The organism is Stenotrophomonas nematodicola (assembly GCF_009467805.1).
Lineage (GTDB): Bacteria > Pseudomonadota > Gammaproteobacteria > Xanthomonadales > Xanthomonadaceae > Stenotrophomonas > Stenotrophomonas nematodicola.
On the sequence record NZ_WIAY01000009.1, the window covers coordinates 127,752 to 140,655 of the forward strand.

Below are 12,904 nucleotides of genomic sequence, written 5' to 3' on the forward strand. Positions count from 1 at the left end.
GCGATCCCCTGCGCGACGCCGCCCCCCCGGTCCCCGGCGAACAGCGCGCCAAGCACGACCTGCAGGACGCCGAAGACCGCGGCGCCGGCATGTCCACCCCGAACGAGGAACCGGACCACCTGCCGGTCCCGGCCAGCTCATCCCACGCCTACCGCGACCGCAAGGACCCCACCGGCGCACCGGCGCCGGGCCGCCGCGAGAACGAGGACCAGCGCCGCGAGCGCAAGGAACATGCCAGCGACAACCAGGACGAGGCGCTGGAAGAGACATTCCCGGCCAGCGACCCGACCTCGCCGTTCGTGCCGGCCAAGGTGCCGCGCTAGGCGCCGCTCACGGCGCCCACTGCCACTGCAGCCCCACGCTGTAGCGGCGGTCCGGCCCGGGCTCGAAGAAGCGCTGGTTGCCGTCGTTGACGATCACCGAGCCGATGTAGCGCTGGTCCAGCACGTTGTCGATCCGCGCGAAGGCGCGCAGCGTGCCCTGCGCGCGCTGCCAGCGGCGCGACGCCTCCAGGTTGAGCAGGGCATGGCCGGGCGCGCGCTCGGTGGCCAGGTCGTTGACCACGGTATCGCTGGAGGCCACCACCTCGGCCGCCCACTGCCACGGGCCAGGGCGGTACTGCAGGCGCGCGTTCCACTGCTGCTGCGGCACGCCGGGCAGGCGCGAACCCGCCGCCACGGTGCCGGCAGCCAACGCGTAGGGATCGCGCACGGTCGCATCGATCCAGGTGTAGGCCAGCGCCAGGTCGGCCCGAGCCCCCAGCGGCTGCAGATAGCTGGCTTCCAGCCCCTGGCGGCGGGTGCGCCCGATGTTGCGGTAGGTGGCCCGTCCGCCGGTGTTGCTGGCCACCGCCAGCTCGTCGTCGGTGTCGGCGCGGAACAGCGCCGTTTCCAGCTGCGCGCCACCCTGCGGGTGCCACTTGGCGCCTACCTCCAGATTCCGGCTGCGCGCCGCCGACAGATCCAGCGCCAGCCCGGCCTGGCCGTCGGCGCGATAGCCCAGCTCGTTGAACGTCGGGGTTTCAAAACCGCGCCCGGCCGAGGCATACAGCCGCCATGCCTCGCTGGCGCGGAACACCACGCCGGCCACCGGGGTAGTGGCCGCGTAGCGGCGCGATCCGCTGTCGTCGGGGTTGGCGGCGGTGATGTAGTGGTCGTTGGAGCGGAACCGCACCGTGCTGTGCCGCACGCCCAGCAGCAGCGACCAGCGCGGCGCCCACTGCCACCAGGCCTGGGCGAACTGGTCCACGTTCTCCACCCGGTCGGCCTGGTCGCGCCGCAGGCGGCCCTTGATGCCCAGCGTATCGCCGACGAAATTCTCGTAACCGCGCCGATTCTGGCGCTGACGGTCGGCATTGGCGCCGATCACCACATCCAGCGGCCGTCCGGCCCAGTCGCCGTGCCAGGCCCAGCGCGCGTCCACGCCGCCGTAGCCGCCGTCCAGATCGATCACCCCGCCCGCATGCAGCGGGTTGGCCTGCGGCCCCGGCGGAATGGCCAGGTACTGCGCCACGCTGCGCTGCCCGGCATAGCCCATCGCCCGCCAGGTGTGGGCGCCCGCCGTGCGGTTGAACACCAGCCCGGCCTGCGCCTGCCGCACCGATTTGCGGGTGTTGTACTGGGTGGCCACCGCCGTGGCCTGGCGCGGGTCCGCGCGCACCTGGGCGCGGGTCAGGCCAAGCGGGTCCTGCGCGTCGGGCGCATCAAGGTAGTTCAGCACCAGGGCCAGTTCGCCGCCGCCCAGCCCGGTGCCCAGGCGGGCGTTCACCGAGTCGCGGCGGGCGCGGCTGTGGTCGCGCCAGCCGTCGGTGCGGAAGTGGTTGACCGCCACGTTGTAGTGGACCGCGCCCTGCTGCCCGCGCAACTGCGCACCGGCGCTCACTGTGGCGTCGCTGCCGGCATCCAGACGCACCCGCCAGGGGTCACCCGCCGCGCCGTCGGCGCTCCACACCTGCACCACGCCGCCGGACGAGTTGCCGTACAGCGCCGAGAACGGCCCGCGCAGCACCTCCACCCGCTGCGCGCCGAGCAGGCTGGCGTGCGAGAGCTGGCCCTGGCCATCGGGCATGGTGGCCGGCACGCCGTCCACCAGCACCCGTACCCCGCGCACGCCGAAGGTGGAGCGCGCGCCGAAGCCGCGGATCGACAGCTGGGTGTCCTGCGCGTAGTTCTGGCGGTCGCGGGCCACCAGCCCGGGAATGCCGCCCAGCGCATCGGCGATCTGCACTTGGGGGCCGGCCGCCGCGTCATCGATCCACACCGTGCTGATCGACGCCGGCAGGTCCACATCGGCCACCTCCTGTACCCGCGCGGCCTGCACCTGCACCGCGGGCAACCGTTGCGCCGGGACCGGGTCCGGCGAGGTGTTCTGGGCCTGTGCCAGGTTCGGCAGCAGCGCGGCCGAAAACAGCGCCAACCGGCGGGCAGACGGGGTGAAACGACGCATGCGGGTAGGTGTCCTCGGGATTCGGGCGTGCCACACGCAATGGTACGGAAACGAACGTGACGGCGGCCGCCGCGCCCTCGGCGCGGCTTTGTTACGATGGGTCGGTTTTGGCTGATTCTGCCGCAACCTGCGTCGCGCCATCCTCCCCCCTTCCGTCATCCGAATGAGTACCGCCGTGTCCTTCTTTGCAAATGTGGAACTGGTCCCAGGCGACCCGATCCTGGGCCTGACCGAGGCGTACAACGCCGACAGCCGCCCAACCAAGGTCAACCTGGGTGTGGGCATCTACTACGACGAGAGCGGCCGCATTCCGCTGCTCCGCGCCGTCAAGCAGATCGAGCAGCAGCTCGCCGCCGAGGCCAAACCGCGCGGCTATCTGCCCATTGATGGCCTGCCCGCCTACAACCAGGCCACCCGCGAACTGGTGTTCGGCAAGGATTCGCCGCTGCTGGCCGCCGGCCGCGTGGCCACCTCGCAGACCATCGGCGGCAGTGGTGCGCTGCGCGTCGGCGCCGACCTGCTGCACCGCCTGCTGCCGCACGCCACCATCGCCATCAGCAACCCGAGCTGGGAAAACCACCGCGCGGTGTTCGGGGCAGCCGGCTTCGAGGTCGTGGAATACAGCTACTTCGACCCGGCTACCCACGGCGTGGACTTCGACGCCATGCTGGCCGACCTGGCCAAGCTGCAGCCGGGCACCGTGGTGCTGCTGCATGCCTGCTGCCACAACCCCACCGGTGCCGACCTCACCGTCGCGCAGTGGAAGCAGGTGGCCGAGCTGCTGAAGGATCGCCAGCTGTTCCCGTTCATCGACATGGCCTACCAGGGCTTCGACAAGGGCATCAGCGAAGACGGCGCCGCCGTGCGCATCATCGCCGAGGCCGGCATCGACAGCTTCGTGGTCGCCAACTCGTACTCCAAGTCGTTCTCGCTGTACGGCGAGCGCATCGGCGCGCTGTCGGTGGTGGCACCGGATGCCAACGCCGCCAAGGCCGTGCAGTCGCAGGTCAAGCGCATCATCCGCACCATCTACTCCAGCCCGTCCAACCACGGCGCGGCCCTGGTGTCCGGCGTGCTCAACAGCGTCGAACTGCGCCAGGTGTGGGAAGCGGAACTGACCGAGATGCGCGAGCGTATCCACGCCCTGCGCCACGGCCTGGTGGAACACCTGGTGGCCGCTGGTGCGCCGGAGTTCGCCTTCATCAACGACCAGGCCGGCATGTTCTCCTACTCCGGTCTGAGCCGCCCGCAGGTGGACCGCCTGCGCGACGAGTTCGGCATCTACGCCGTCGGCACCGGCCGCATCTGCGTGGCCGCGCTGAACCAGGGCAACCTGGCGTACGTGGCCAAAGCCGTGGCGACCGTCGCCAAGGGCTGAAGCAACCCGCCGTGCATGAAACAACGGCCGCCCAGTGCGGCCGTTGTTTTTGGTGGCACCGGCCGGCACGACATGTAACCGCTTACGTTCTTCCCAACCTCGTAATGCCGCCACCAACGGGCCACAATATGGCCCCCAAATGTCTGTGGCAGCCATTCCATGTCCCGTACGTCGCTTACCCGGTACCTGATCGAAGAGCAGCATGCCGGCCGCATCAACGCCGACCTGCGCCAGCTGATCGCCGTCGTCGCCCGCGCCTGCACCAGCATCTCCATCGCGGTCAGCAAGGGCGCCCTGGGCGGCGTGCTTGGCGAAGCCGGCACCGGCAACGTGCAGGGCGAAGCGCAGAAGAAACTGGACGTGATCAGCAACGAGATCCTGCTCGAGGCCAACGCCTGGGGCGGCCACCTCGCCGCATGCGCGTCCGAGGAAATGGACCACTGCCAGCCGGTGCCGGATACCTACCCGCGCGGCGACTTCCTGCTGCTGTTCGATCCCCTCGATGGCAGCTCCAACATCGACGTCAACGTGTCGGTCGGCACCATCTTCTCGGTGCTGCGCTGCCCGCCGGGCACCGAGCAGCCCAACGATGCCAGCTTCCTGCAGCCGGGCACCGCGCAGGTCGCGGCCGGCTACTGCATCTACGGGCCGAGCACGCAGATGGTGCTCACCGTCGGCCACGGCACGCATGCCTTCACCCTGGACCGCGAGAAGGGCGAGTTCGTGCTGACCACGCCGGACATGCAGATCCCGGCGGACACCCAGGAGTTCGCCATCAACATGTCCAACCAGCGCCATTGGGAAACCCCGATGCAGGCCTACGTGCAGGACCTGCTGGCGGGCAAAGAAGGCGCGCGCGGCAAGAACTTCAACATGCGCTGGATCGCCAGCATGGTCGCCGACGTCCACCGCATCCTGACCCGCGGCGGCATCTTCATCTACCCGTGGGACAGGAAGGACCCGTCCAAGGCCGGCAAGCTGCGCCTGATGTACGAAGCCAACCCGATGGGCCTGCTGGTTGAACAGGCCGGCGGCGCCGCCACCACCGGCCGCGAGCGCATCCTCGACATCCAGCCCGACCAGCTGCACCAGCGCGTGCCGGTGTTCCTCGGCTCGCGCAACGAAGTGGCCGAAGCCACCCGTTACCACCGCGAGCACGACGCCGCGCACGGCTGAGCCGTCGCCTGGGACCGGCCCATCGCCGGTCCCGTGGCACAACAGAAAACCAACGTGGCAACGGCGTGACATCGGCCATCGCAGCGGTCACCATCGGGGCATCGCGCCCACGGAAGACCCCATGACCGCCGATTCGCCGCTGGACTTCATCGAAGTAATCCACAACGCCATCCCCGCCGAATCCTGCGCGGCAATCCTGGCCCGGATGCGAACCAGTGCGCAGTTGAAGCCCGGTGAAGTGGGCAGCGGAATCTACCCGGAACTCAAGCACAGCAAGGATCTTCGGATCAGCGGCGATCCGGCGTGGGCGCAGGTTGAAATGCAGCTGCAACAAGCCGTTTTTGTCGGCGTGATGAGTTATCTACGCCGTTATCCACAGGCCCTGATCTCGCCGCTGATGTTGCAGGTCCACGACAGCGCCGGCCAGCCGCGCCGTCTGGCCGCCGAGGATTTCGCCACGATGGACGCCGACACGCTGTCCAACCTGGCCCGCACCTGCCTGCGCCCCGGTGCCATCAACCTGCAATGGTATGCGGCAGGCGAGGGCGGCTACCCCTATTGGCACTGCGAGCTGTACCCGCGCGACCCCGCAGCCGAAACGCTGCACCGCCACCTGCTGTGGACGCTGTATCTCAACGACGACTTCGAGCAGGGCGAAACCGAGTTCCTGTTCCAGGGCCGCAAGATCGCGCCGCGCACCGGCAGCCTGCTGATCGCGCCGACGGCATTCACCCACACCCATCGCGGCAACCGCCCGCAGGGGGGCGACAAGTTCATCGCCACCAGCTGGATCCTCTTCCAGAGCGCGGAGACGCTGTACGGCGGCGCGTGAGATCTGCGGGCCAGTTCCCATAAACGCCCGGAATGCGGGGCGGAACCGAGCCGATGGCGACACACGGTAGGCGCCGCCTACTCAAGCTGAAAGTTCAACAGAAACAATCGACTTCGTTTCTTCTGCACCACTCGGCATGGTGGTCAACGGAGCGCAAAAACTCCACAAGAACCAAAATTATGGATGCCCCATGTCGGGAGGGTGGCTAATACAACACCCTCATGGGGGAATACGCCCGCCGTTCGGTTCTTGCGGTTTTTGACCTCCCGACGCCCTCGCCGTCACCGGCGAGGGCCCTTCCGCATTGGAGGCAATCATGACAACCAACCCCATCACACCGCCCGAAGGCGCATCCCCCTCGCGCAGGCAGCCCCACGCGCCCCGCAGCATCCACAACGTACGCGCACTGCCGCAGGTGGGGCCCGAGGACCGCGATGCATTCGGTCCCATTCCCTTCGTCATGCTGCGTGGCGCGTGGCTGCGCGCACTGGGGTTCGACGTGGGCGTGCAGGTAAGGATCGAAGCCATCCCCGGCCAGCTCACGATCACATCGCTGTGGCGGAACCCACCGCCCGACGCTGCCGCTCCGGCGCCCGCGAAGCCCACCTTGCGCTACGCGGAAGTGGGGGATCGGTAGCGCAGGCCGGAAGCGCTGAAAGCACTCAACGCGGAGGGTTGACTCAACGCCACCCCGGTGTTGAGCATGTGGCACCATCGCCCTTGAACGCCATTGGCTCTGCATCAACGATGTCCGCGTTTGGGACTCAGAACAGCAACTGCCTGAAGCGCTTTCAGTAGCGTTGCGCGCAGAAGGGACTGAGCGTCTTCTTCCTCACTGTTCCGGTCGTGGTTTGCGCCCGTATCGTAGGGGTCTCTCTACCGCAGTTAGAGCAGGATCACACCGCTCGGGACTACAAGGGCTACTCCCATAGCGTCAACAATGAAATTAGTTGATGCAGCGCGTCTTAAGCCCTCGCTCATCAAGATGCCGGCCATCCAAGGCAAGCCTCCATCTCCGCATGTGGGGCGCCGATTACATGGGCAACGCAGCCTGTGAGCTTCCCTGCTCAACGAGCATCTTCACAATCCCTTCGTAGTTGTTTTCTCTGGCAACGTCTATAGGCTCACGGCACTTCGCACACTTATGGTGGATGTTGGCACCATGCCGCAACAGCAAGGCGACGATATCCTCATGACCATATTTGGCAGCCCAGTATAGAGGGGAATTTCCGCCTCCCTCCAGCTTGTTGATGTCGGCTCCTTCTTCGATCAGAAAATTGACAACGCTTACGTTCCCGTCTTTGGCTGCAACTGTCAGCGCCGTCCACCCATCATTGAGATATGCGTCTATCACATCCGGCTTCTTCTCGATGATCGATCTGATTTCGACAAGATCACCTGAGCTGACGGCCGCGAGTAGATTGTTCTTTGTTCCGTCAGAGTAGCAACCAGCAGCCCCAAGTGCTGCCATCGCGGCCAAGAGAATAGCGGCAATCTTTCGGTTCATGGGCGTGGATTGAACTGGTCAAGTATGAAAGGGAGGGCTGTTGAATTCTGCGGAATGCTAATCACTGAGCCACCAAGCGTCTTCTGCCAGAATGCCGCTTGGGCAAGAACATCGCTCGGAAGTGAAAGCGGCAGGGAGTGGGGATCACCCATGCCGCCTTGCTCAAGAGCGCTTCTTGTTCGAGTCGCACAGGTATCCGTAGGGTTGGGGAACTTCCCAAGGATCCACGGCGGCAAATCATCTGAAGTTCCCTTCAATCCTGCCAGGATTTGGGCCTCTTGCTGCGGCGTTGTATTGATGACAATAACAGCAGAGTCTCGGCGACCAGCTTCACGCGTCAAATAGCCCGTGAAGCTGCTTCCTAGCCCAGCTGCGTTGCCATAGCTATATACACCTGAACCTGTTACTGCGACGGCAGTGTGTCCAAAAGGATTCGTACTCGTAGGGCCATTGAAGATTACTGCCGTCGCCAATCCCAGTGGATCAACATAGTTAATTGGATTCCCACTGACATAGGCATAGGTGTTCAATCCACCAGCCAACCCAATCGGATCACTCTGCACATACCGCGCAATGCTCGCATCATAATCGCGGAAGCCGTTGTACCAAAGCCCTGATTCTGCATCGTAGTACTGCACGGGGAAGCCGATGTTAAGTACGCCGATATCGTCCTGCTGAACACTGCGTCCGCATGCGTAGTCGTATGCCTTCCAGACCGTCTGCCGCCCCGCGTTGGTCACGAAGTCCGGCCGGCCAAGGTGATCGGCGTGGACGAAGTTCAACTGCCCGTTTCGCGCCAGGCCCACCAGCTCGCCATCGAACCATTACGACAACGTCGAGCAGGGCGAAACCGAGTTCCTGTTCAGATCGCGCCGCGCACCGGCAGCCTGCTGATCGCACCGACAGCATTCACCCACACCCATCGCGGCAACCGGCCGCAGGGCGGCGACACGTTCATCGCCACCCGCTGGATCCTGTTCCAGAGCGCGGAGACGCTGTACGGCGGCGCGTGAGATGTGCGGGCCAGCTCCCATAAACGCCCGGAATATGGCGCGGGACCGAGCCGATAGCGACACGTGGTAGGCGCCACCTACTCAAGCTGAAAGTTCAACAGAAACAATCGACTTCGTTTCTTCTGCACCACTCGGCATGGTGGTCAACGGAGCGCAAAAACTCCACAAGAACCAAAATTATGGATGCCCCATGTCGGGAGGGTGGCTAATACAACACCCTCATGGGGGAATACGCCCGCCGTTCGGTTCTTGCGGTTTTTGACCTCCCGACGCCCTCGCCCTCACCGGCGAGGGCCCTTCCGCATTGGAGGCCATCATGACAACCAACCCGATCAAACCGCCCGAAGGCGCATCCCCCTCGCGCAGGCAGCCCCACGCGCCCCGCAGCATCCATAACGTGCGCGCACTGCCGCAGGTGGGGCCCGAGGACCGCGATGCCGTCGGTCCTATTCCCTTCGTCATGCTGCGTGGCGCCTGGCTGCGCGCACTGGGGTTCGACGTGGGCGTGCAGGTAAGGATCGAAGCCATCCCCGGCCAGCTCACCGTCACATCGCTGTGGCAGACCCCACCGCCCGACGCTGCCGCTCCGGCGCCCGCGAAGCCCACCTTGCGCTACGCGGAAGTGGGAGATCGGTAGCGCAGGCCGGATGCGCTGAAAGCACTCAACGCGGAGGGTTGCCTCAACGCAACCCCGGTGTTGAGCATGTGGCACCATCGCCCTTGAACGCCATTGGCTCTGCATCAACGATGTACGCATTCGGGACTCAGAACAGCAACTGCCTGAAGCGCTTTCAGTAGCTTTGCGCGCAGAAGGGACTGAGCGGCGGCTTCCTCACTGTTCCGGTCGTGGTTTGCGCCCGTATCGTAGGGGTCTCTCAGCAGCCGTTTTCACGGCCACGTTTCGTGAGTGCAGAAACATTGGGGGAACCCACCAACAGGATGCTGGCAAGCAACGCCCCGCCCACCCATAGCCAACGCCCGGTCAGTGCTCCCGCTATCAAGAGTATTCCTACCTGTGCGGCCACAATCTGGGTATAAAACAGAAAAAGCGCATACTTGAGTCCGCCAAAGCTAGACTCAAGCGCTACGCCACAAATCGAACACGACGTTCGCGGTGTCTTTTCGAGTGATCGAAGAATCGAGAATCCTTGTCCCTCTGCATGACAGTATGGACAAGAGAACCTAAAGGGCGACGTCAGTTGCATATCGCTTCCCCGGTTATGGCAGCCACGGCCAGTGCCCCGCAATTATTGCAAGTTGCCTTGAATGCTGATCCATGCTTTGCAGATACTTGGGTTCTCAAACCCACCGCTGGGCCAACGCCCTTAGCCACCGCGCCCCCCAACGGCAGCTCGCCCTGCTACCTAGTAGCCATTGTGGTCGTGCGCCTCATCTATGCGGCGGGATTAATTGCTTTGTCTCGACTGATCTTCTGCACCACAAGAACTGCGGTCTCAAAAGCAAAGTACACCACGCCAAGCATTGCCAGATAAATCCAGCCGCCTGCAATGGTTGGACCACAGTAACGTCCAGTTAGGCACTTGAAAATTCGTGCAGTGACCTGCACGTCAGCCCAGAGTGCTACTGCTGCTATCAATGCGATGAAGACCAACGATGCCGCTCTTGAGATGGGAGACGACTTGCTTTTGGATAGGCTCCTCAACGTTTGCCAAGCCCGGAACGGAAGTAAGCCGATCGAAGCAAGGCCAACGAAGCCAAACAAGTAAATCAGAGAAGTGAAAAACGATGCGCTCACGGTTGCGTCCTTGGCTGGCGTAGCAGATTCCCAGGGAGCCAGTTTTCCGCTTCCCCCTGGCATAGGCATAGGTCAGACCCTACATGTAAGGACGCATGCGCTCAATCTTGTGCGAACACTTCTTGACAATGTACTCGGCGCCGCCGCCCTTCACCGTGCCTCCCGGATAGTTCGAGGGCGTGAAACCAACAAGGCAAGCCTCCATCACCGCCTACGAGGTCGGCCGACGGCGCATCCAGGTCTCGGCGCTGCCGACCATCGCGCGAGCGCTGGGCGTGTCGGTCGAAGAACTGATCGGCGAACCCGCCACGCCCGCCAAGCGCGGGCCGGCACCGAAGCTGCAACGGCAGCTCGAACACATCACCCGACTGCCCAAGGCACAGCAGCGCTTCGTCATGCAGATGATCGATACCGTCCTGCAACAGCAGACCACGGGCCGCTAAACGACGAAGCCCCGCGCTTGGCGGGGCTTCTTCTTAAAAGACGTTTCGTAGTAGTAGCACCGCCGCTGCAATTGCAATAACCGCTACTACTGCGGCAACAGCGCGCTTTTGCCAAAGGCTTCGATTCAAAAGCGCAGAGCTACTTGCTGCCAAGTAGAGTGCTGAAAATGCAGTCCAAGTTGATCGCTCAACACAAGGGCCTGCACTTAGGTTCCCCGGAGAAAACAGCATCAAGAGTGAGTACAGCCAAGCGGCTAAAAGGGGCGCTATAAGAACTCCAAACAACACAACCCACCATTTTTTCGCTAGTGCAAAGGTCAGAATAGAGACGCCTATTGCAACAGCAAAAAAAACTGCTGCCGCAAACATCTCATTTGACGACCACCCGCAACCGTGCAACGAAATCGAGAACAAGCCGCTAATGACGGCCGCCGGTACTAAGCACAGAGCCGCAGCACGAAAGTTCATTGCCCCCATCCTAGCGCTCTACTTTGCGCATCCTCCAAGATGCCTTGTGTTCCGCCGCGATAAACCGATGCCATTTCTGGATGAGCAGCGAAGAACGCATTTAGGAAACTCTCCATTGCTGCCTGATTTTGATAGGAGTAGGTCTCGTTGACCTGCTCATTGAAGATACGTTCTGCCTCCGCATCCATGTTGTCGCATTGCTTCCTCTTGTCCTTGTCTGGTATGCGCGACACACCTGCAGGATCAGGGAACAACTTGGATGCTCTGCCGATCCATTTGCCGATACTGCTAACACCACCAGCTGCAGCAGGCCCCCATGTCCGTTGTATCTCGCCAAACCTGGCGGAATAAAAAGTCACCGTGTACTGATAGCCGCGGCCATTGGGCAATCCATAAGCGCGAACGTCAAACAACCCCAACGGATCGATCGCATTAACCGGATTCCCCCCGACATAGGCATAGGTGTTCAATCCACCAGCCAACCCAATCGGATCACTCTGCACATACCGCGCAATGCTCGCATCATAATCGCGGAAGCCGTTATACCAAAGCCCCAACTCTGTATCGTAGTACTGCCCGGGGAAGCCGATATTCAGTCCGCCGATATCATCCTGTTGAACACTTCGCCCATATGCGTAGTTGTATGCCTTCCAGACCGTCTGCCGCCCTGCGTTGGTCACGAAGTCCGGCCGGCCAAGGTGGTCGGTATGGACGAAGTTCAACTGCCCGTTTCGCGCCAGGCCCACCAGCTCGCCATCGAACCAAAGGTAGTTGGTCCAGGTGCTGTCGGTCAGCTCGGACATCAACTGGTTCTGGCCGGCATAGTAGTAGCGGCTGGTGGCGTTGACGGCGGTGGTAACCGCCGTAGTGGCACCGATGTTCATGTCCTTTCCCCTGGAACGCCCCTCATGGGCGACAGCGGATTGTTGGCGCAGGTCCGGCCGGGTGTCCAGCCGCCGACCTAGAACAGCGATCCCTGCGGCGAATCCTCGCGCGGGGGCAAGGGGCGCTGGAAGCGGCTGCAGTCCAGGCGTGGCCAGTGGCTGTTCTGGGCGTCGAAGCCCAGGCGTCGGCGCGCGAGCTTGAAGCGGTTGGAGAGCAGGTTGACGTACACACCTTCGCCGCGTATGCGCTTGACGCGCGCTCGCGCGCAACTTCTGTCAGCTGCAATGCGAGCGGATCAATCAGCTGGACGGAATTCCATTGCTGGGGTTAGTTGTATATATCTACTGACAGCTCCAACGAAAGTTCAGAGAGTTCCATCATGACGGGCGGCTCCAGCGTGAAACCGGTAGCACCCTCGGCGAATACGCCAACGAAGAGCTCTGAACGACCTCCATCAAGCACCAGAGTTTCCAAGAAGTTCTTATGCTTTTTGATGGTCTGCAGGAGCGAAGGAAGAGCATCCGTAAATACACCGGCAGCTTTGCGAGTTAATTCAAAGCAGCAGTAGGTACGTCGATATAGCCCCTCAAGGATCTCCCCAGAAGGACTGGTCCTCTGCTCTCCCACACTATGAGCGACCTCAGGTTTCATGCAGATTTGCTTGACCACATCATCAGTCGATAGCGTCGGATGCCATATGCGGAGAGACACAGAAAAGCACTCTTCAGTCACGGTACACCACCTGGTAGAAAGGGGCCGTAATGGCCATGATTTTCACCCGAACCGCCCGACGTCCCCCCGGGATTGAGTAGCACGACGGTTTGGAGTGCAATCCTAAACGACAAGGAGATTGGACGTGAAGAAGCGCTTTTCCGAAGAACAGATCATCGGCTTCCTGCGCGAGGCGGAGGCCGGCATGCCGATCAAGGATCTGTGCCGCCAACATGGCTTCAGTGAGGCCTCGTACTACCTGTGGCGCAGCAAGTTCGGTGGCATGAGCG

Annotated in this window: 15 protein-coding genes and 2 pseudogenes; 9 read left to right on the forward strand and 8 right to left on the reverse strand. The window is 63.0% G+C overall.

Going from position 1 to position 12,904, the window contains the following annotated elements:
- Positions 1-119 precede the first annotated feature (119 nt).
- The gene (locus GDJ08_RS20390) at positions 120-323 is read left to right on the forward strand and encodes a hypothetical protein (RefSeq protein WP_312709682.1); all 204 of its coding nucleotides are present in this window, start codon (positions 120-122) and stop codon (positions 321-323) included.
- A 7-nt stretch (positions 324-330) separates the two neighbouring features.
- Here the strand turns inward: GDJ08_RS20390 and GDJ08_RS19000 are convergent, their stop codons facing one another.
- A complete protein-coding gene (locus tag GDJ08_RS19000) occupies positions 331-2,445 on the reverse strand; it encodes a TonB-dependent receptor family protein (RefSeq protein WP_153165491.1) in 2,115 nt (704 codons plus the stop codon).
- Positions 2,446-2,620: 175 nt separating this feature from the next.
- Here GDJ08_RS19000 and GDJ08_RS19005 point away from each other — a divergent pair, with 175 nt between their 5' ends.
- The 4 genes from GDJ08_RS19005 (at position 2,621) to GDJ08_RS19020 (ending at position 6,468) form a co-directional block, all read left to right on the forward strand.
- Positions 2,621-3,823, forward strand: a complete 1,203-nt coding sequence (locus GDJ08_RS19005) for an amino acid aminotransferase (protein WP_026070585.1) — start codon at positions 2,621-2,623, stop codon at positions 3,821-3,823.
- 159 nt (positions 3,824-3,982) lie between these two features.
- Positions 3,983-4,999: a class 1 fructose-bisphosphatase gene (locus tag GDJ08_RS19010; RefSeq protein WP_153165492.1), complete on the forward strand. Its 1,017-nt coding sequence runs from the start codon at positions 3,983-3,985 to the stop codon at positions 4,997-4,999.
- Between the two features lie 121 nt (positions 5,000-5,120).
- Positions 5,121-5,831, forward strand: coding sequence for a 2OG-Fe(II) oxygenase (locus tag GDJ08_RS19015; RefSeq protein WP_153165493.1), 711 nt, complete (start codon positions 5,121-5,123; stop codon positions 5,829-5,831).
- A 316-nt stretch (positions 5,832-6,147) separates the two neighbouring features.
- A complete protein-coding gene (locus tag GDJ08_RS19020; RefSeq protein WP_153165494.1) occupies positions 6,148-6,468 on the forward strand; it encodes a SymE family type I addiction module toxin in 321 nt (106 codons plus the stop codon).
- 396 nt (positions 6,469-6,864) lie between these two features.
- On the opposite strand, the gene GDJ08_RS19025 is transcribed toward GDJ08_RS19020, so the two are convergent.
- Both GDJ08_RS19025 and GDJ08_RS20260 read right to left on the reverse strand, forming a co-directional pair.
- Positions 6,865-7,338 (reverse strand): ankyrin repeat domain-containing protein, encoded by a 474-nt coding sequence (locus GDJ08_RS19025; RefSeq protein ID WP_153165495.1) that lies wholly within the window; start codon positions 7,336-7,338, stop codon positions 6,865-6,867.
- Complete coding sequence (locus GDJ08_RS20260; protein WP_229296582.1) at positions 7,335-8,120, reverse strand: RHS repeat-associated core domain-containing protein; 786 nt, start codon at positions 8,118-8,120, stop codon at positions 7,335-7,337. The genes GDJ08_RS19025 and GDJ08_RS20260 overlap by 4 nt, the downstream gene beginning before the upstream one ends.
- A 46-nt stretch (positions 8,121-8,166) precedes the next feature.
- On the opposite strand from GDJ08_RS20260, the pseudogene GDJ08_RS19035 reads away from it, so the two are divergent.
- Positions 8,167-8,351: pseudogene (locus GDJ08_RS19035) on the forward strand (2OG-Fe(II) oxygenase); the annotation flags it as partial.
- A 316-nt stretch (positions 8,352-8,667) separates the two neighbouring features.
- Positions 8,668-8,988 carry a SymE family type I addiction module toxin gene (locus tag GDJ08_RS19040; RefSeq protein ID WP_136005779.1) on the forward strand — a complete coding sequence of 107 codons (321 nt, stop codon included), beginning with the start codon at positions 8,668-8,670 and terminating at the stop codon, positions 8,986-8,988.
- A 756-nt stretch (positions 8,989-9,744) separates the two neighbouring features.
- Here the strand turns inward: GDJ08_RS19040 and GDJ08_RS19045 are convergent.
- A complete protein-coding gene (locus tag GDJ08_RS19045) occupies positions 9,745-10,107 on the reverse strand; it encodes a hypothetical protein (protein WP_153165496.1) in 363 nt (120 codons plus the stop codon).
- Between the two features lie 179 nt (positions 10,108-10,286).
- On the opposite strand from GDJ08_RS19045, the gene GDJ08_RS19050 reads away from it, so the two are divergent.
- On the forward strand, positions 10,287-10,550 hold the full coding sequence (locus tag GDJ08_RS19050; RefSeq protein WP_153165497.1) for a helix-turn-helix domain-containing protein: 264 nt from the start codon (positions 10,287-10,289) through the stop codon (positions 10,548-10,550).
- Between the two features lie 33 nt (positions 10,551-10,583).
- Here the strand turns inward: GDJ08_RS19050 and GDJ08_RS19055 are convergent, their stop codons facing one another.
- The 4 genes and pseudogenes from GDJ08_RS19055 to GDJ08_RS19070 form a co-directional block, all read right to left on the reverse strand.
- Positions 10,584-11,018 carry a hypothetical protein gene (locus tag GDJ08_RS19055; RefSeq protein ID WP_153165498.1) on the reverse strand — a complete coding sequence of 145 codons (435 nt, stop codon included), beginning with the start codon at positions 11,016-11,018 and terminating at the stop codon, positions 10,584-10,586.
- A complete protein-coding gene (locus GDJ08_RS20265) occupies positions 11,015-11,902 on the reverse strand; it encodes an RHS repeat-associated core domain-containing protein (protein ID WP_229296583.1) in 888 nt (295 codons plus the stop codon). The genes GDJ08_RS19055 and GDJ08_RS20265 overlap by 4 nt, the downstream gene beginning before the upstream one ends.
- Positions 11,903-11,979: 77 nt before the next feature.
- Positions 11,980-12,150, reverse strand: a pseudogene (locus GDJ08_RS19065) (PA0069 family radical SAM protein); the annotation flags it as partial.
- 80 nt (positions 12,151-12,230) lie between these two features.
- Positions 12,231-12,554 (reverse strand): DUF4279 domain-containing protein, encoded by a 324-nt coding sequence (locus tag GDJ08_RS19070; RefSeq protein ID WP_153165499.1) that lies wholly within the window; start codon positions 12,552-12,554, stop codon positions 12,231-12,233.
- A gap of 205 nt (positions 12,555-12,759) precedes the next feature.
- On the opposite strand from GDJ08_RS19070, the gene GDJ08_RS19075 reads away from it, so the two are divergent.
- Positions 12,760-12,904: transposase (locus GDJ08_RS19075; RefSeq protein WP_153164635.1), on the forward strand; the 145-nt coding region annotated here is incomplete at its 3' end.